The following is a 17678-nucleotide window of genomic DNA, read 5'->3' as shown; positions in this document are numbered from 1 at the left end:
GCGGCGGGACGGGCTCGGCGGGCGGCGGCGCCGTCCCGGTCTCGACGGTCGCGGGCGGCGGCCGCCTGGGCGCCGTGGGCTCGGCGGCGTCCTCGCCGGCGGGCTGGAGATGGCAGGCGAGCCAGAGCATCTCGCACAGCTCCAGCGCGTCGGGCTGCGCGTCCGGCGGCCCGGCGGCGGCGACCGCCTCCCGGAACCGGTCGAGCTCACTCATCGAAGCTCATTCATCGCAGCTCAATCATTAGGGGTCACTCGTCGACGGGCGCGGTCAGCCGCGACATGATCCGGTCGGCCAGCTCCAGGCGGTCCGCGGCGTCGGCGTGGCGGCACAGGTAGACGGCGTTGAGGAGCTGATCGGTCGCCAGCGCCCCGGCCGCGGACCGGTCGAGGAAGCGGCGGACGAGGTCGCCGCTGCGCTCGGCGAGCGGCCCCAGATGCTCGCGGACGATCGCGGCGAGCTCGTCCTCGTCCGCGGGCTGGCGCAGCTCGACGGTGACGCAGCGGCGCAGGAACGCGGGCGGGAACTCGCGCTCGCCGTTGCTGGTCATCACCACCAGCGGGAACGCGCGGCACACGACGGTCCCCTCGGTGACGGTGACCCGCCCGGCCGGGCCGTCGGCCGTCATGACCTCGGCGGACGGGTCGGCGCGGCGGGTCAGCTCGGGGATCTCGTAGGCGCCCTTCTCGAAGATCGTGAGCAGGTCGTTGGGCAGGTCGATGTCGCTCTTGTCGATCTCGTCGACGAGCAGCACCCGGGGCCGTTCGTGGGGGAGCAGGGCGGTACCGAGCGGGCCGAGCCGCAGGTAGCGGCCGATGTCCTCGGTGGCGCGGTCGTCGTCCCGGCCCGCCGCGTACAGGCGGGTCAGCGGGTCGTACTGGTAGAGGCCGTCGCGCAGCGTCGTCCTGCTGGTGATGGGCCAGTGCAGGACGGGCCCGAGGCCGAGCTCGTGCGCGACGGCGTAGGCGAGCGTGGACTTTCCCGTGCCGGGCGGGCCCGTGACCAGCAGCGGGCGGCGCAGGTACAGGGCGGCGTTGACCTGCTGCACGGCGTCGTCGGACGGGCGGTACGTCGTCGCCTGGTGGTCGTTGCCGGAACCGCCCTCCGGGGGCGCCAGGACGGGGCCGCCCTTGAACGCGCGCCACGGCGGCGGCGGGGGCAACCGGTCGATGCCGTCGTGCGGTAGGCGGGTGCCCGTGTAGAGCAGCCAGTCGGTCACCTAAACCTCCATGGCGAGCGGGGGGTCGGGCAGGCGGGACGGATCGTCCCAGAGAAGCGTGAGGTCGCGGCCGCAGTGCGGCCGGTCCTTGGGCGCGGTGAGGGACTTCTTGCGCAGCGCCAGCGCGACCCGGGGAAGCTCGCCGGGATGCGCGCGTTCCACCGCGGCGGCCAGTTCGGTGAGGACGCGGTGGCCGCGGCAGTCGTCGTGCGTGGCGCCGTCGCAGGCGGTCCGAGGCCACAGCATGACCGGCACGCCGTTGTTGAGCGCGGCGGTGAGCCAGCTCCTGACCGGCCGCGCGCCGTACACCAGGACGCAGAAGTCGTCGTTGGCCTCCAGCCAGTCCTGGAAGGCCGTGCCCCGGCGGGGCGCGCCGCAGTCGATCCGCTGCGGGTCGCTGCGGCCCCGCTCGTGCAGCAGCCGCCACCGCTGCCGGGCCTGGTCGCGCCGCACCGAGTCGGGACGGAGCCGCTCCACGTCGCGCACGACGACCGGGTACCGGCGCATCGGGATCCGGTTGGCGCGGTCCAGGTGCCACTCCTCGAACGGCTTGCTGAGCCAGGTCACCGGGACCGCGAACTCGATCATCCAGTCGCGGCCGAGGACGGCGGGCAGCGCCCGCGCCACGCCCGTCTCGACGGCGTCGCGGACCCGGCGCTCCGGGACGCGCTCGGTCCGCTGCGAGGGGCCCTCGACGCCGTCCAGCCAGGTGTGCACCGTCACGTCGAAGGCGTTGTCGAACGTGACGCGCTCCAGCCGGACGATGATCGAGGCCGGCTCGGCGGCGGCGGGCGCGGGCGCGGCGGGCGCCAGGTGCCGGCGCGACCAGCCGGCGAGCGCGTCCCGGGCGTCGCCGGGCAGGTGCCGGCCGAGCGCGGAGAGGTAGCCGGGCAGCCTCCCGGGCGGCCACCCCTCGGCGAGGTGGCGCACCGAGTCCCAGGCGGACCGGAAGCCCTCGGCGCGGCGGCGGCCGGTGACCGCGTCCAGCTCCGCGGCCAGCGGCTCGGTGAACCGGACCCCCGCCAGCAGCAGGCGCAGCTCCCGGCGCGCGGCCGGGGTGAGCCAGCCCAGCGGCAGCAGGTCGTCCAGTTCCTCCCAGTACAGCCGGATCCGGCCGACCGGGATCATCCAGCCGAGGTCCGCGCGGTCCCCGGCGCGCAGCTCGGCGTTGGTGACCATGCCGATGACCTCGCCGGTGTCGGTGTCGTACACCGCGGACCCGCTGTAGCCCTCCTCCAGCCAGTCGCCCGGCGCGGTCTTCAGCTCCCACCACTCCTGCCGCGTCCGCCGGTGCGGGCTGGTCGTCACCGTCGCGTACCGCTCGTTGCGGTCGGGACGCCGCGGGAACCCGCACACGCCGAAGGCGCGGCCCCCGGACGTGCGGTCCCACAACTCGTCCGGCCCCGCGAGCCGCGCCGGAGCGTAGGGGACGGGCTCGGCCAGCTCCAGCACCGCCACGTCACCGGGTTCACCGGCGGCCCAGCTCCCGCACGGGACGACCCTGGCGGGCAGGTCCTCCAGCAGCCCGGGGAAACCGACCCGTGCCTCGGCCATCCCCTGGACGGTGTGCGCGCAGGTCAGCAGCCGTGTCGGGGTGACCAGGAACGCGGCGCCGCGCTTGCCGCCGGCCGGGCCGCCGACCCACGCGCGCCATTGCCACTCCTCCACCCGCGGTTACTCCTCCTCGGCCGGGGCCCCCGCCGTGCCCCAGGTCATCTTGACCTTCAGGTGCCCCTCCAGCGAGGTCTTGGCGATGACCGCTCCGGCGGCGGCGTTGAGCTTCACGCCGAACTCCATCTCCAGCGCGTCCGGCGCGAGGGCCCCGCCGCGCAGCATGCCGAGCGCGGCCTCGGCGGCCTCCCGGACGCCGAGCAGCGCCTCCTCGAACCGGACGCCGGCCTCGCGGACGATGCCGTCGCCCACCGACACCGAGTCCATGCCCGGTTCGCGGTCGTCGGACTCCACGACCACCGTGCCGTGCTCGGTCGTCCAGCGCACCAGCTCGTTCACACGCGTCCCCTCGTCGATCCGTCTGGCAATGTAACAAGATCGTCAAGAGCTGGGACGATGTTTCCGGCGGACACGGCCGGAGGAGGACACGTGATCACTGTTGACCAGGTGCGGCGGGTGGCGCTCGCGCTGCCGCGCACGTCCGAGCACCTGATCCGCGACCGGGTCAAGTTCCGCGTCGGCGCGATCGTCTACGCCGCGTTCTCCCGCGACGAGACCGTCCTCGGGTTCGCGTTCCCCAAGGAGGAGCGCGCCGGCCTGGTCGCCTCCGAGCCCGCGAAGTTCCACCTTCCGGGCGAGTCCGACCTGCGGTTCAACTGGGTGCAGGCGTGGACGGCCGCGCTCGACGAGGCCGAGATGACCGAGCTGGTGGTGGACGCCTGGCGCATGGTCGTCCCGAAGCGCGTCGCCGCCGCCCACCTCGGCTGAGGGCGCCGAGAAGGGTTCACCGGCCTGCGGGCGAGTAGAGGCGTGACCGTTCTCCACGCCTTCAGGAAGGCGACCCATGACCGTTCCCCGCGCGGGGCGGGTCCACCGGTGACCCACACGGCCTCGGCCCTCGCCGCCGACGACGCCGAGGTGATCGCCGCGTCCCTCCGCGAGCCCGAGCGGTTCGCCGAGATCTTCGACCGCCACTACGACGACGTCCACCGCTACGTCGACCGCAGGCTCGGCGCGGACGCCGCCGACGACATCGCGGCGGAGACGTTCCTCGTCGCCTTCCGCAAGCGCGCCGGGTTCGACGCGGCGCGCGGCTCGGCCCGCGGCTGGCTCTACGGCATCGCCACGCGGCTGGTGGGCCGGCACCGCCGCGAGGAGGTGCGCCGCTACCGCGCGACGGCGCGGCTCGACGAGCCCGCCGCGCACGAGGGCCACGCCGACCGGGTGACCGCGGCGGTCGCCGCCGCGGACGCCGGGCTCGGCCCCGCGCTGGCCGCGCTGTCGCCGGGCGACCGGGACGTGCTGCTGCTGGTCGCGCTCGGCGACCTCAGCTACCCCGAGGTCGCCGCGGCCCTCGGCGTCCGCTACGGGACCGTCTGCTCCCGCCTGAGCCGGGCCCGCCGCACCGTCCGCGCGGCCCTCGGCACCGACCCCACCGACGACATGGAGCACGACCGTGGATGAGCTGACCAAGGTGGCCGACCACCTCACCCCCGAGCGCGCCCCGTCGGCGGAAAAGAAGGCCGCGGCGCGCCATCGGCTGCTGGCCGAGGCCATCGCACCGGCCCGGCGTCGATCGCGGCGGCGCGTCCCGTCCCGCAGGGCCGTGCTGGCCTTCGGCGCGGCGGCGGTCGTGCTCGGCGCCTCCGGCGGCGGCTACAACGCCTGGCGGACGCGCCCGCTCTACCACCCGGAGCCGCTCGCGGGCTACGGCGGCCCCGCCGCCGACTTCCTGCTCGCCGCCGCCGACGCCAAGGCCAAGCACCTGACCGAGGGGCAGTTCTGGTACGTCCACGACCAGGTGGGCTCCACCGTGCAGGTGGGCCCCCCAGATAACCGCTACCGGGTCCAGATGTCCCAGAACGTGTTCACCTTTGCGAGCAAGGGGCAATCACTGTACAAGACGGGCCCCAAGCACGACGTACCCATAACGAGCGAGGAGTGGAACGACCAGCGGGAGGACTGGCACGCCGACCCGGTGGGGCCCGCCGACCGTGCCGCCCGGCGGCGTGACCCGCGTCCCGTCTGGGAACTCGCCGAGCCCCCGGGCGAGGCCCGGCGGGGCCCCGTCAAGCGGGAGGGCGCCGCACTGGACTTCGGTGTCGAGGACGCGCGACGCCTGCCCGCCGACCCCTCGAAGCTCCGCGCGTGGATCCTCAACTACGCCACGAAGTTCGACCACAAGCGGCTGAGCGACCCCGACCTGTTCCTGTTCACCAGCGCCTCGGACCTCCTCGTCGACAGGCCCGTCGACGACCCCGTGCGCATCGCCATGTACCGGCTGCTGGCGAGCCTCAAGGGCGTCAGCGTCGTGACCGCGACGGACGCGGCCGGACGGACCGGACCGGCCGTCGCGATGCGCCGGACCGACCCCGGCCAGGGCACCGTGGAATGGCAGCTGTTCATCGACCGGGCGACCGGCCGGCTCACCGCGAGCCAGGGCGTGATCATCAAGCCCGGTACCGAGAACGCCGCCCTCGGCGCGGGGACCCGGCAGTTCTTCGAGGTCGTCCGGTCCGCCGAGTGGACGAACGCCTCCCTGGAATCGAAACTGCCGGACTGGATCAAGCGCATGCACCAAGGCCAGCCCGGCTGAGGACGCGGCGCGGGTGCGGCATCGGCGACAGGACCTCGCCGATGCCGCACCCGCCCGGCACCCGGGGGATCCGCGACGGGACCTCGACCGGGCGCAGGTCAGGCGGGCTGGACCTCGGGTTCGCGTCCCGCCGGTTCACGTCCCGCCGGCTCGGGCTCGGCCGCGTGCTCCGCCGCGTCCGGCGACCGTCCCCACGCCGTCACCGCCGCCAGGCACGCGAAGGGCAGAGCGGGCAGCAGGTACCGGTAGTCGAAGTCCGCGGTGACCGGCGGGACCGCCAGCAGCGCCGTCCCGACCAGCCAGAACAGCCCACTGCCCCGCCGTGCCCGCCGCCACAGGATCCCCGCCGCCCCCACCAGCAGGACCACCCCCAGCACCGGCCCCCGCACGTTCACGACCTTCTGGTAACCACGGAGGACGTCCGCGAACGGGCTCACCACCCGCGTCCGCCCCGCCCCGTGCTCGTACTCGCGCACCACCGACGCCCGGTCCCCGCCGCCGATCACCGGCACGGCCTTCGGCGGGGCCACCCGCCTGGGGAACCGGTAACTCGCCTCGGTGCCCCTCGTCGGATACGGGCTGCGCCCCCACGAGAACGTCCGGACGAAGAAGTCATAGGACACCACCCGCAGATAGCCGAGCGGCTGCGTCCGGATCGCCCACAGCGCGAACGCCTGGGCCTTCTCGTTGGTCTCCTCGTCGAACGGCCGCCCGTCCACCCACCCGGTCGGCGAGTTCTCCTCCCAGATCTGGTGGGACGCGGCGGGCCTGCCGTCCGGCGGCCCGTGCGGGCACATCCGCGCCAGGTCCGGCGGCGGCGCCGCCCGGCCGCAGTCCGCGAACGACGACGTCCGCCCCCACAGGTAGACGCCGTCCGCCGACGTCATCGCGAACCGCCCGTGGTCGTGGCGGAACCACGTCGCGTACGCCCCGATCGGCAGCGCGAACGCCGCCGCGAGCGCCACCAGCGCCGTCCACCGGGTCCGCCGGACGAGCAGGTAGCCCAGCGCCACCGCGATCAGCGGCACCCCCACCGTCCGCGTGACCGCCGCCGCCCCGAGCATCGCCCCCGCGACGCCCGCGCACCGCCACCCGCGCGACCCGGGCCGCGCCATCAGCAGCACCGCCCCGAGCACCAGCACGGTGAACAGCGTGTCCGACAGGAGCATGTGCTCCAGTTCGATCTGGTACCCGTCCAGCAGGAACGGCGCGAGCGCCGCGGCCGCCCACCCCCGCCGCACCCCGAAGTCCCGCACCAGCACCCGGTACCCGAGCGCCGCCATCACCACCACGGCCCCGTGCTGCAACGCCGTCACCAGCGCCAGGCTGTGGAACGGCCTGAGCACCCACAGGAACAGCCCGTACCCCTCCGACCGCAGCGGATGCGGGAACGGCGCGTTGGCGATCCGCAGGAAGTCGTAACTGTCGTTGAACCACAACGCCGGCGGATACCCGAGCATCGCGACCACCCGGAGCAGCACCCCGCCCAGCAGCACCCCCGAGAACACCCGGTTCTCCAGGACGGCGCCCCGTGTCGACGCATACCGAGGCCATCGGCCGTTGGGAGGGGAAGGCAACACCGCGACCCTAACTCTGGGAAACACGAGACCGGCGAGAACGCCCGGCCTCCTATGCCGTTGTCGACGAGCGCGACAGCGCGGCATGCCCAGGGAGGTGAGAGTCGCCTAACAGCCCGGCGAGGTATCCAGCAAGCAAGGGAGCATGCCCCACGCAATGCGCGCGATCATAGCAGCGCCGTCGGCACCGGCCCCACCGTTGTGTCCGGCGCATGCGTGAGGTTCGGCTCGCGAGAGCGGCCTCTCCCGGTCAGTGGTTGTTGGTCTGGATCTCGCTCACGGCGAGCGGAGTGGGGGGAGAGGTCATCTCCTGTGGGTCCAGCAGGCCGCCATTGCCCTGGCAGTCGGCGCCCACGCAGCTCCACTCGACCCTCCATCTGATGGTCGCGGTGATCTTGTAGGTGCCGCCGGACTGCCCGGCCGACGAGCGCTGGTAGGTGTAGTGGCAGGTCGTGCCGCTCTTGCTGCCGCCGTCGAGGCACTCGAGCTTCTTCTCACCCAGATCCCACACGACTTTGAGCGGGGTGGCGGTCGCTCGGACCAGCTGCGCGCCCGCCTTGGCCGGTTCGGTCGACACGGTTCTGAACCCGTCGACCCAGAGCGCGGTCTTCAGCCGCACGTAGGTCTTGTCGGCCGGCGCCGTGTGGACGGTCGGCACGGGGAAGGCCGCGGAGCTCAGGGCCCTCTCCAGCAGCGCCGCCGTGGAGACCGGGGCGGGCGCCGGGGCGCCACCGCCGCCGCCGTCCACCGGGACGAAACCGACTCCCTCGTCGGGCGTCAGGCCGTCGGGCGCGGGCGGCTCGACGCTGCCGCCGGAACCGGGTGCCCCGCCGCCTCCACCCCCACCTCCGCCGGAGCTCCCGTTGTCCCGGTGCTCGGGAGCACAGATCACCTGGCTGCCCACATTCCTGCATGGACCGGCATGGGCGGGGAGGGCGGTTAGGGGGACGAGTAGGAGGGGGGTTGCCAGGGTGGTTGCCGTTAGGGCGGCTCTTGTGCGGGGGGTGGGAGGCATGGGGGGTCCTTCCCTGCGGGCGTTCAGCATGGACGGTCCCGGACGGTGTCGGCGACCTTCCAGGTACCGGAGTCGTACTGGACGGTGGTGCGGTAGACGTAGGCGCTGCCGGGGCCGCCGCTGATGCGGGCGCCGGTGCGGGCGGAGAAGCGGTAGGCGCTCAGGGTGCGGACGCAGTCGATGACGTAGACGCGGGTGCTGTCCGCGGAGCGGGCGTAGACGCGGGGGTTGAAGGTGTTGGCGAAGCGCCAGATCTCGCCCTTGGCCTTGGTCGCCTCGACGTCCCGGGTGACCTGGCCGAGGAGGGGATCGACCGCGACGTCGGCGAGCTCGGCCGGGTCGTTCTTCTCGTAGACGCGCTTGTAGGCGGCCTGGTAGGCGCGGTAGCGCAGGATGACCGTCTCGAACATGCGGCCGCTGGGCTGCGCGGACGGGGCGGACGCGGTCGCGGGGGCGGGTCCGCCGCCGGTGTCGAAGGTGCCCTGGGGCTTCAGGGCGCCGTCGGACGACGGGTGGGACGAGCCGCACCCGGCGGCCAGCAGCGCGGCGAGAACGGGTGCGGCGCGGCGGGGTACCCGTCGGGGGAAACGGATCGACCGGGCGCGCATCGTGGTCCCTCAGCGTGAGCCGGCAAGGGGGCGGAACACGCGCGAAAGCTTACAGAGGTGGCTGGGGCGAGAAAAGGGATTCGTTGCGCTCGGATTGACCTCGACCCTTGTTGAGGTTGCAGGCTGGCGCCCTGTCGATGAAGGAGGCGCAATGCGCGCGGTGTGGTTGAGGGAGTTCGGCGGGCCCGAGGTTCTGGTGCCCGGGGAGGCGCCCGACCCGGTGGCCGGGGACGGGCAGGTCCTGGTGGACGTGGAGTTCGCGAATGTGACGTTCGTGGAGACGCAGTTCCGGTCGGGGGCGGCGTCGCCGTTCCGGGCGGAGCCGCCACTGGTTCCGGGGAACGGGGTCGGCGGCGTGGTCGTGGACGTCGGCGCTGGGGCGGACCCGGCGTTGAAGGGGCGGCGGGTGGTGAGCGCGACGGGCGGCTCGGGCGGATACGCGGCGCGGGCGGCGGTGGACGCGGCGGGCCTGTACCCGGTACCGGACGGGCTGGCGCTGGACGAGGCGGTCGCGCTGCTGGCGGACGGGCGGACGGCGGCGATGCTGGTGCGGGCGGCGGCGCCGCGTCCGGGGGAGCGGGTGCTGGTGGAGGCCGCGGCGGGCGGGGTGGGGACGCTGCTCGTCCAGCTCGCGAAGGCCGCGGGGGCGGTGGTCGTCGGTGCGGCCGGAGGCGGGCCTAAGGCGGACGTGGCGCGCGGGGCGGGCGCCGACGAGGTGGTCGACTACCGGGAGCCGGGCTGGGGTGAGGCCGCCGGGGAGGTCGACGTGGTGTTCGACGGCGTCGGGGGCGAGGTGGCGCGGGAGGCGTTCGGGCTGCTCCGGCGGGGCGGGCGGATGGTCAGTTTCGGGTTGGCGAGCGGTGAGTGGGCGGACGTGCCCGAGGAGGAGGCGGCGGCGCGCGGTGTGGCGCTGGTGCGTCCGCAGGCGTCGCCCGAGGAGTTGCGGGAGTTCACGGTGGGGGTGCTGGAGGCCGCGGCGGCGGGACGGCTGCGCCCGGTGATCGGGCAGCGGTTCGCGCTGGAGGACGCGGCGGGCGCGCACGCCGCGATCGAGGCGCGGGCCACGGTCGGCAAGACGCTGCTGGAGGTCCGGCGGTGATGCGGATCGGGATCTATCTGCCCTCGTTCGGCGTCGATGCGTCCGCGACGGTCGCCGAGCACGCCCGGCACGCCGAGGACGCCGGGTTCGAGTCGGTGTGGGCGGGTGACCATCTGGTGCCGGTGCGGCCGTTCCTGGACGCGACGCTGGTGCTGGCGACGGCCGCGGCCGCGACGCGGACCGTCCGGGTGGGCTTCGGGGTGATGGTGCTGCCGCTGCGGCAGGTGGCGTGGGCGGCCAAGCAGGTCGCGAGCCTGCAGCATCTGTCGGGGGGCCGGGTGCTGCTCGGCGTCGGCAGCGGCGGGGCGGTGCACGGCGACGCGGCGTTCCGGGCGGTGGGGGTGCCGTTCGCGGAGCGGGGCGCGCGGACGGACGCGGCGCTGGAGATGCTGCCGGCGTTGGTGGAGGGGCGCCCGGTGCTGGTGAACGGTCCCGCGTCGGCCCCGGAGGTGACGCTGACGCCGCCGGCGGTGATGCCGCCGCTGCTGGTCGGCGCGGGCCCGGAGCGGCGCGCGGCGCGGTTCGGCGACGAGTGGTTCCCGGCGTTCTCGGCGCCGGAGGAGGTCGCGGCGGGGCGGGAGCGGATCGCGGCGCTGGCGGCGGAATACGGGCGTCCCGCTCCGAAGGTGACGGTGGGCCTCAGCGTCGGGCTGGGGGACCTGCCCGAGGCGGAGGTGGACGCGCAGGTCCGGGCGCTCACCGCCTACGGGATGAGCGAGGACGAGGCGCGCCGGTCGCTGCTGACCGGCGGTCCGGCGCAGGCGGCCGAGCGGCTGGCGGCGCTGGCCGAGGCGGGCGCGCACCGCGTCGTCGCGCTGCCGTTCGCGTCCGACCGGCGTCGCCAGGCCGAGCTGTTCGCCGAGGCGGCGCGGCTGGTCAGCGCACCCGTCCGAGGAAGGCGGTGAGCGCGCGCTCGTAACCGGCCGGGTCGGTGTTCCACGCCTCGGTGTGGTCGCCCCGCGCGGCGATGTGGGTGACCATGCCGGGCGGGGCGGCCGCGGTGAACGCGAAGGCGGGCCGGTTGGCGACGGTGGCGTCGTCGGCGGTGGTGAACATCAGGACGGGCGTCCGCAGGCGGGGCGCGAACCGGCGCTGGTCGAAGTCGCCGAGGTCGATCCCGAAGCGCAGTCGCAGCACGCGCTTGGCGACGCCGGTGACGAGGCGGGGCAGGTGGCGGGCGTCGCCCTGCTTGTCGAGGGTGGCGCCCCAGTCCATGACGGGCGAGTCGAGGACGACGCCGCGGACGGACGAGGCGTCGTGGCGCAGGGTGGTCAGGGACATGGCGCCGCCCATCGACCAGCCGTACAGGACGACGCCGGTCGCGCCGCGCGCGCGGGCGTAGGCGACCGCGGACGCCACGTCGTTCCATTCGGTGTCGCCGAGATGGTTCCTGTGGTCAGGGGCCTTGGGCGCACCGACGTCGTTGCGGTAGGCGATGGACAGCATGGGCAGCCCGAGCGCGTGCACGGTGCGCATGGCGCGGAACGTCTCGGCCCTCTCCGCGTTCCGTCCGTGCACGGCGATGACCCATGTGCTCTTGGGCGAGGCACCGGGCAGCAGCCAGGCGGGCATGGGACCGCGCTTGGACGGATAGGTGACGTCCTGATAGTCCAGCCCTAGGGCCGTCTTGGGGTTCCCCTCGTACATCCAGTGGTCGATGGTGACGCGCGTGCCCTTGGCGAGGGTTCCCCGGGTGATGGACGCGACCTGCCGTACGACGTGTTTCCGGTCACCGCCGACGACGGGGCCGAGCAGGGCGCGGCCGTCCCGCCAGGCGAGGGCCCAGGTGCCGGTCCGTTCGGTGTCCGGTTCGCGGGGGAGCGTCACGGTGCCGCCGCCTGCGGCGATGACGGTGAACGGGTAGTCGGACGAGTGGTCGACCTCGGTCGCGACGCCGGCGAAGTACCAGCCGACTCCGGCGAGCGAGGCGGCGGCGAACGCGGTGACCGCGAGGGCGGCGGCGACGATCCGCCGGGTGCGGCGCCGCGGCTTGGGCTCGGGGGTGGTGGGGGCGGGTGACTCGGGCGCATGGGTCGTCACGGAGAAAGACGGTAGCCGACACGGAACGCGGTCGCGCGGGCCCGACGGGGACGTACCGGTCGCGCGGGCGGGACGCGCCGGTCGCGCGGGCGGTCAGCCGTGGGTGCCGCGCGCTAGCGGGTCGAAGCTCCGTCCCATCGCGGACGGGTGCCGGTGGACGGGAGCCGAGGCGCGTCCCCGATCGCGCGGTGGGCACGGGCACCGTCGAAGTCGGGCGGCATCGCCGGGCAGCGCGCGCCGGGCGCGGAGGTGGACCCGTGCACCAGGTAGGCGTCGACGGCCTTGCGGGCGCAGGGGCTCAGCCCGTACGCGCCGTGCCCGGCGCCCTCGTAGGTCAGCAGCACCGACCCGGGGACGGCCCGCTGCACGGTCCGGGCCCACGGGTAGGCGGTGACGGGGTCGCCGACGCCGTTCACGACCAGGATCGGTGGCGTGCCCGCGATGCGGTAGGGGCGCTGCGGGTCACGGGCGGGGCGGGGGCGTCCGACGCAGGCGGTGATGGCCTCCCAGCCCAGCGGGTTGAACCGGACGTGCGGAGCGGCCCGGCGGGTCCGCGCGCGGATGGCGGCCAGGTCCTTGTAGGAGCTGACGGGGAAGGACCAGTCGTCGCACAGGATGCCGATGAACGCGCCGTCCGGCGGATCCGCCTGCGGGTTCCTCGGGACGGGCCGGGCCTTCTGCCGGGACAGCTCGCGCAACTGCTCGCTGAGCCCTGCCCAGGCCAGTGGGTTGTACATCGACATGCGCACCATCTGCGCGAGGTCCTGCGGTGTCAGGCGCGTCTTCGGTGAGTCGAGGTCGTGCAGGGTCTTCCTGTCGGCGCGGCGCATCAGGCCGTCCAGCACCTTGACGGGGTTGCGCTTGCGAAGGGCGCAGTACTTGGAGGTGGGGCACCACTTGGTGAACTGCCTGTACCCGGCCTCCAGGGCGCGGGCCTCATCGATGGAGAAGCGTTCGGCGCCTACGACACTGTGGTCCATCGTGCTGTCCAGGACGAGCGAGCCCACGCGTTCCGGGAACAGCTCCGCATAACGCTGGCCGAGCCAGGTGCCGTAGGAGAGGCCGTAGTAGGAGACCTTCTCCTCTCCCAGGGCGGCGCGGATGGCGTCCATGTCACGGGCCACGCTGCCCGCGTCCAGGAAGTCGTAGAGCGGCCCCGTCTTCTGCCTGCACGACGTGTAGAGCCTGCTCTGGTACGCCTTGAGCTTGGCGAACCCGGCCTGGTCACGCGGGTGGGCGGGCGGAAGCGCGCCGACCTTCCCGCATTTGACGGCGTGGCTGCCGCCTACGCCGCGCGGGTCGAACCCGACGATGTCGTAGCGTTCCCGGAGCCGCTTGGACAGCTGGGCCCGGTCGGTGACGAAGTCCACACCGGACCCTCCGGGGCCGCCGGGGTTCACGAAGAGCACGCCGAGGCGCCGCCCCGGTCCGGTGGCCTTGGCACGTGCCACCGCGACACCGACGGTGCCGCCTCCCGGTCCGGCCGACCAGTCGACCGGGACGGTGAGCTTGCCGCATCGCGCCGTCCGGTCGTCCGGGCAGGCGCGCCAGGAGATCGGCGCCGCGGGCTCCGGGTCGGCGCGCGCGGGGCGGGGGAGGAGCACACCGGCGGCGAAGAGGGCACCCAAGGCGAGCACGGTGGCGAGCAGGGTGGCGGGCAGGGCCGCGGGCGTCCGGCCGATCCGAGTCACGAGGTTCCCGTCTGTGTTCGGTGCCGGATCAGGCGCGCCCGAGGGCGGCGACCAGGCCGAGGCCGAGGAGCAGGTCGAGGTGGATGACGGTCTCCAGTTTCGCGCCCGGCGGGACGCCGTCGTCGTCGGCCAGGTCGTCGAGCACCGCCAGCGCGGACGGGGTGTCCAAATCGTTCGCGAGCGCGGTCTCGGCCCGGTCGGCGTACCCGCGGTCCAGAGGCCGTCCGGGGCTCGTGGCCCATCCCGCCACCAGGTCCCGCCACCGGTCCAGCCTGGCAGCGGCCTCAAGGAACCGCTGGTGCGACAGGTGCAGGCTCTCCCTGTAGCGGACTTCCAGAAGCGCGAGCCGCGCGTACAGCGCGTCCATGCTCGCGTTGGCCATGAGGGAGTACCAGTCGCCGGTCTCGTACGGTACGGCCAGGCACGGCGCGTCCACACCGGGTTGCGCGCCGCTGGACAGGTACAGGTCGGCTTCCGGAGCCGGGCCTTCCGGTGCGAGGACTTCGAACGGCTGGATGTTGTAGTCCGTCCAGTGGTCGTCCGGGGCGCTGAAGTAAGGGGAAGCGGCCAGCTGGACGTGGCGCCCCGCCCGTTCGGCCACCCGCCGCAGCAGATCGGCGACCACGAGCGTCCGCAGACCGGCCCTCTCCAGGACATGGACGCGCAGGACCCGCCCGCCGGGCAGGCCCTCGGGACGACCGGTCCGGTGGTCGTGGAGCCGCAGCATGCTCCAACCCTAGGCCGTCGGACCGCCGCCGCCCGCCGTCCGGTGTCAGAGCGGCGGGTCGGACAGCAGCGGCCCGGTCGGCATCGGTGCCCCGCCGTCGGGCTTGCGGACGGCGGCGAAGCGCAGCCGCACGTAGTCGGCGACCCAGCCCGACTCGCGGCGCAGCGCGGGCGCGGCCAGGTCGTTCACCCGGACCAGCAGGGGCTCGACCAGCTCCGGCGGGACGTCGGCGAGCGCGCCCCCGGCGTAGGCGCGGACCCAGTCGGCGGCGCCGTTGGGGCCCTCGGTCATGCGGGTGGGGCGGTCGGCGTGCTCCAGGAGCCGCAGGGTGAACCCGCCCTCCTCCAGCTTGGTCGCGTACTCCGCCGGGCTGGGGAAGTACCAGGGCAGTTCGGGCTCGCCGAGCCCGAACACGCGCCAGGCGGTCTGCATCGCCGCGATCAGCTCCGCGCAGTTCCCCGCGCCGCCCAGCTCGCCGACGAACCGCCCGCCGGGACGCAGCGCGGCGTGCACCCGGCCGATGACGGCGTCGGGGTCGCGGTTCATCCAGTGCAGCGCCGCGTTGGAGGCGACGGCGTCGAAGGACTCGCTGATCGTGAAGTCGTGCGCGTCGCCGAGGATGAAGGAGAGCCCGGGATACAGCGTGGCCGCCTGCGCGACCATGTCGGGGTTGCCGTCGATGCCCAGCACCCGGGCGCCCCGCTCGGCGATCTCCGCGCTGAACGTCCCGGTGCCGCACCCGAGGTCGATGACCCGTTCGCCGGGCTGCGGGTCGAGCAGGTCGACCAGGGGCGCGCCGTGCGCGGAGACGTACCCGAAGGCGGAGTCGTACGTCGTCACGGCCCAATTCACTGTCATAATTTATCGGACAATCACCTGCGAGGAGGCGACGTTTCCCATGGCGGACGTCACGTCCGAGATCAGGATCGTGGGCGCGGAGCGGCCGGACGGCCTCGTCCTGCGCACCGACGGCCTGGCCGCGCGGGGGCTGCCCGAGCTCCGCGCCGGCGGGCTGCCGCCCTACCTCGGCCAGGGATGGGCGCGCGTGCTCGGCGCCCTGGCGCGGCGCCTGGCGGCCGCCGCGGAGGTCCCCGCCGAACTCGACCTCGCCCCCGGCGTCACCGTGCGGCTGGAGCGGTCCGCCGAAGGCGCCCTGGTCCCCGTCCCGCCACCCGGCCGTGACCTGGACGAATGGCGCCGCGACGTCCTCCTGCGCCTCTTCCCGGAGGCCGGCGCGTAGCCCGTCTCAGGAGCCCGGACCGGCAGGGCGGGGCCAAGCGTGTCGTGAGATTTTTCTGCGCGGATCTTCACTCGTCTTCCGTCGCAGGTCGCGGGACTTGCCCGTCCGCGGAGGCGGCGATGAACCCCCGCTGAACGTCCCTTGACCCCGTGTCGCGGTTGGCCGGAGCGGTCGCTTCTGGTGCATCATGGGATTGATCGTCTCGGGACCGTAGGTCACGGACGATCTTGCCTTTCCGGACCTAGGCGACGGTTGTTACCAGTGTGGCGGAGGGTAGGAAGCCGCCCGAGGCAACACGTTTCGGGGGTGCGTGGTGCGGACCAGAAATCTCGGACTCATCGCTGTGGCCAGTGCCGGCCTGCTGCTCGCGGGCGGCTGCGGGCACGCGGCGAAGAAGGACGCGCGGACGGCGGGCGGGACCGCGGGACGGCAGATGGCCGCCCGGCAGCGGCCGGCGCCGCCGCCGGTGACGCAGAAGCCGCCACCGCCGAAACCGGTCGACTGCGACCACGTCAAGTGCGTCGCGCTGACCTTCGACGACGGCCCCGGGCCGTACACGGGGCGGCTGCTCGACACGCTGAAGGCGCATGACGCGCACGCCACGTTCTTCATGCTCGGCGAGAACGTGCACCCGTTCTCCGGGCTGGTGCGGCGCATGGTCGTGGAGGGGCACGAGGTCGCCAACCACAGCTGGTCGCACCCGCAGCTCACCGCGCTGTCACCGGCCGCGGTGCGCTCCCAGGTCAAGCGCACGCAGGATGCGATCGCCACCGCGTCCGGAGGGGTGCGCCCGACCCTGATGCGCCCTCCGTACGGGGCCACGAACAAGCAGGTCGGGCACGCCGTGGCGATGCCGCTCATCATGTGGAGCGTCGACACGCTCGACTGGCGCTACCGCAACGCCGCGCGCAACGCGCGGGTCGGCGTGAACGAGCCGAAGCGCGGCGGAATCGTGCTCTTCCACGACATCCACAAGCCGAGCGTCGACTCGATCCCGAAGGTGCTGGAGGGGCTGAAGCGGCGCGGGTTCACGTTCGTGACCGTGTCGGAGCTGTTCCGCGGCAAGCCGCTCAAGCCGGGCCAGAGCTACAGCGAGTCCGTCCCGCCGGCACCGCCCGCCGCGCCGTCCTCACCGGCCCCGGGCTCACCGACGCCCACCCCGTCCACGCCGGAGACGGGGGCGCCGACCACCGCGCCGCCGGGCACGTCCGCGCCGGAGTCGCCGACGCCCAGCCCCGGTGCCTCCACGCCGTCCACCCCGGCCCCTGGTTCGCCCGCTCCGGAGTCGACGACGACGGGGCCGCCCGGAGGGTCCGTCCCGCGCTAGGACGGCGTCCCGGGCCGCACAGCGCCCGCCACGGCGGTCCGCGGGCGGGCGCGGCGGATCAGCCGGACTCGTCCCGGCGGGGCCGGCGCGGCGGCGGCCGCGGCGGGACGACCTTGGCCGCCACCATGATCGACTCGGGTACCTCGACGACCTCGCCGGTGCGCCGGCGCACCCGCAGCGTCCCGTCCTCCCACGATTCGAGGACGCCGACCACGTCGCTGTACTCTCCCGTTGGCAGGCGCCGGCGCAGCGAGATCCGCTGGCCCACGTCGGCGTTACTGATGGACACCACCAGCCGCGCGGCAAAGCGGGCGGACATGTGAGGACCCCCGTGTCGAATCGATAGCGCCGTGGCGGCCATACTATTCACAGCGAGCTTGCGGTGAGCCGTGACGTGCGGCGGGGCCGAAACCCGAGAGGAGTCACTGACGTGACCTACGTCATTGCGCAGCCCTGCGTGGACCTGCTCGACAAGGCATGCATCGAGGAGTGCCCGGTCGACTGCATCTACGAGGGGAAGCGTCAGCTCTACATCCACCCGGACGAGTGCGTCGACTGCGGTGCGTGCGAGCCGGTTTGCCCGGTTGAGGCCATCTACTACGAGGACGACGTCCCCGAGCAGTGGAAGGACTTCTACAAGGTGAACGTGGAGTTCTTCGACGACCTCGGCTCGCCCGGCGGCGCTTCGAAGGTCGGAAAGATCGACAAGGATCACCCGATCGTCGCGGCGCTGCCCCCGCAGAGCCAGGAGGACTGACCACCGGCCGCGGGAGCGCGCGCTGAGCTTGGCGCGTTCCCGCGCGCCGTCCCGTCCTTCCCCGTCGTCGTCCGCGCCGGTCCCGTGCCCGCACGGGACCGGTCTCGTACCCT

At 74.0% G+C, this 17678-nt stretch carries 20 protein-coding genes; 8 read left to right on the top strand and 12 right to left on the bottom strand.

Features of this window, described 5'->3' with window-relative positions; translation table 11 throughout:
- From E1291_RS15790 to E1291_RS15775, 4 genes are all read right to left on the bottom strand, one after another.
- A partial coding sequence (locus E1291_RS15790) for a hypothetical protein (RefSeq protein WP_207400752.1) occupies positions 1–214 on the bottom strand: 214 nt, incomplete at its 3' end.
- A 34-nt stretch (positions 215–248) separates the two neighbouring features.
- Positions 249–1217 carry an AAA family ATPase gene (locus E1291_RS15785; protein ID WP_131738555.1) on the bottom strand — a complete coding sequence of 323 codons (969 nt, stop codon included), beginning with the start codon at positions 1215–1217 and terminating at the stop codon, positions 249–251.
- Complete coding sequence (locus E1291_RS15780) at positions 1218–2885, bottom strand: VMAP-C domain-containing protein (protein WP_131738554.1); 1668 nt, start codon at positions 2883–2885, stop codon at positions 1218–1220.
- Between the two features lie 6 nt (positions 2886–2891).
- Positions 2892–3227 (bottom strand): CU044_2847 family protein, encoded by a 336-nt coding sequence (locus E1291_RS15775; RefSeq protein WP_131738553.1) that lies wholly within the window; start codon positions 3225–3227, stop codon positions 2892–2894.
- 90 nt (positions 3228–3317) lie between these two features.
- Here E1291_RS15775 and E1291_RS15770 point away from each other — a divergent pair, with 90 nt between their 5' ends.
- The 3 genes from E1291_RS15770 to E1291_RS15760 all read left to right on the top strand — a co-directional run bounded on the left by E1291_RS15770 (position 3318) and on the right by E1291_RS15760 (position 5484).
- A complete protein-coding gene (locus tag E1291_RS15770; RefSeq protein WP_131738552.1) occupies positions 3318–3656 on the top strand; it encodes an MmcQ/YjbR family DNA-binding protein in 339 nt (112 codons plus the stop codon).
- A gap of 108 nt (positions 3657–3764) precedes the next feature.
- On the top strand, positions 3765–4352 hold the full coding sequence (locus E1291_RS15765) for an RNA polymerase sigma factor (protein ID WP_131738551.1): 588 nt from the start codon (positions 3765–3767) through the stop codon (positions 4350–4352).
- Positions 4345–5484 carry a CU044_5270 family protein gene (locus E1291_RS15760; RefSeq protein ID WP_131738550.1) on the top strand — a complete coding sequence of 380 codons (1140 nt, stop codon included), beginning with the start codon at positions 4345–4347 and terminating at the stop codon, positions 5482–5484. The genes E1291_RS15765 and E1291_RS15760 overlap by 8 nt, the downstream gene beginning before the upstream one ends.
- A gap of 98 nt (positions 5485–5582) precedes the next feature.
- On the opposite strand, the gene E1291_RS15755 is transcribed toward E1291_RS15760, so the two are convergent.
- From E1291_RS15755 to E1291_RS15745, 3 genes are all read right to left on the bottom strand, one after another.
- The gene (locus E1291_RS15755; protein ID WP_131738549.1) at positions 5583–6992 is read right to left on the bottom strand and encodes a hypothetical protein; all 1410 of its coding nucleotides are present in this window, start codon (positions 6990–6992) and stop codon (positions 5583–5585) included.
- 319 nt (positions 6993–7311) lie between these two features.
- Positions 7312–7953, bottom strand: a complete 642-nt coding sequence (locus tag E1291_RS15750) for a hypothetical protein (protein ID WP_131738548.1) — start codon at positions 7951–7953, stop codon at positions 7312–7314.
- A gap of 146 nt (positions 7954–8099) precedes the next feature.
- Complete coding sequence (locus E1291_RS15745; RefSeq protein WP_131738547.1) at positions 8100–8684, bottom strand: hypothetical protein; 585 nt, start codon at positions 8682–8684, stop codon at positions 8100–8102.
- A 151-nt stretch (positions 8685–8835) separates the two neighbouring features.
- Here E1291_RS15745 and E1291_RS15740 point away from each other — a divergent pair, with 151 nt between their 5' ends.
- Entirely contained in the window at positions 8836–9783 is a 948-nt protein-coding gene (locus tag E1291_RS15740; protein WP_131738546.1) for a zinc-binding dehydrogenase, read from the top strand.
- Positions 9783–10688: an LLM class flavin-dependent oxidoreductase gene (locus tag E1291_RS15735; RefSeq protein WP_131738545.1), complete on the top strand. Its 906-nt coding sequence runs from the start codon at positions 9783–9785 to the stop codon at positions 10686–10688. Before E1291_RS15740 ends, E1291_RS15735 begins: the two co-directional genes overlap by 1 nt.
- Here the strand turns inward: E1291_RS15735 and E1291_RS15730 are convergent.
- The 4 genes from E1291_RS15730 to E1291_RS15710 all read right to left on the bottom strand — a co-directional run bounded on the left by E1291_RS15730 (position 10660) and on the right by E1291_RS15710 (position 15081).
- A complete protein-coding gene (locus tag E1291_RS15730) occupies positions 10660–11823 on the bottom strand; it encodes an alpha/beta hydrolase family protein (protein WP_165495131.1) in 1164 nt (387 codons plus the stop codon). The genes E1291_RS15735 and E1291_RS15730 overlap by 29 nt on opposite strands.
- 113 nt (positions 11824–11936) lie before the next feature.
- The gene (locus tag E1291_RS15720) at positions 11937–13514 is read right to left on the bottom strand and encodes an alpha/beta hydrolase (protein WP_131738542.1); all 1578 of its coding nucleotides are present in this window, start codon (positions 13512–13514) and stop codon (positions 11937–11939) included.
- Between the two features lie 28 nt (positions 13515–13542).
- The gene (locus E1291_RS15715) at positions 13543–14241 is read right to left on the bottom strand and encodes a hypothetical protein (protein WP_131738541.1); all 699 of its coding nucleotides are present in this window, start codon (positions 14239–14241) and stop codon (positions 13543–13545) included.
- Positions 14242–14286: 45 nt separating this feature from the next.
- On the bottom strand, positions 14287–15081 hold the full coding sequence (locus E1291_RS15710) for a class I SAM-dependent methyltransferase (RefSeq protein ID WP_242614189.1): 795 nt from the start codon (positions 15079–15081) through the stop codon (positions 14287–14289).
- A 58-nt stretch (positions 15082–15139) separates the two neighbouring features.
- On the opposite strand from E1291_RS15710, the gene E1291_RS15705 reads away from it, so the two are divergent.
- Positions 15140–15481 carry a hypothetical protein gene (locus E1291_RS15705; protein ID WP_131738539.1) on the top strand — a complete coding sequence of 114 codons (342 nt, stop codon included), beginning with the start codon at positions 15140–15142 and terminating at the stop codon, positions 15479–15481.
- 343 nt (positions 15482–15824) lie between these two features.
- Positions 15825–16808 (top strand): polysaccharide deacetylase family protein, encoded by a 984-nt coding sequence (locus E1291_RS15700; RefSeq protein ID WP_242614188.1) that lies wholly within the window; start codon positions 15825–15827, stop codon positions 16806–16808.
- A gap of 58 nt (positions 16809–16866) precedes the next feature.
- On the opposite strand, the gene E1291_RS15695 is transcribed toward E1291_RS15700, so the two are convergent.
- Positions 16867–17127, bottom strand: coding sequence for a putative acetyltransferase (locus E1291_RS15695; protein WP_131738538.1), 261 nt, complete (start codon positions 17125–17127; stop codon positions 16867–16869).
- A 111-nt stretch (positions 17128–17238) separates the two neighbouring features.
- Here E1291_RS15695 and fdxA point away from each other — a divergent pair, with 111 nt between their 5' ends.
- Entirely contained in the window at positions 17239–17565 is a 327-nt protein-coding gene (gene fdxA, locus E1291_RS15690; protein WP_026401360.1) for a ferredoxin, read from the top strand.
- Positions 17566–17678 lie beyond the last annotated feature (113 nt).

The organism is Actinomadura roseirufa, from assembly GCF_900659635.1.
Lineage (GTDB): Bacteria > Actinomycetota > Actinomycetes > Streptosporangiales > Streptosporangiaceae > Spirillospora > Spirillospora roseirufa.
Note: the sequence above shows the minus strand (reverse complement) of the source record. Positions and strands in the feature narration are given on the sequence as shown.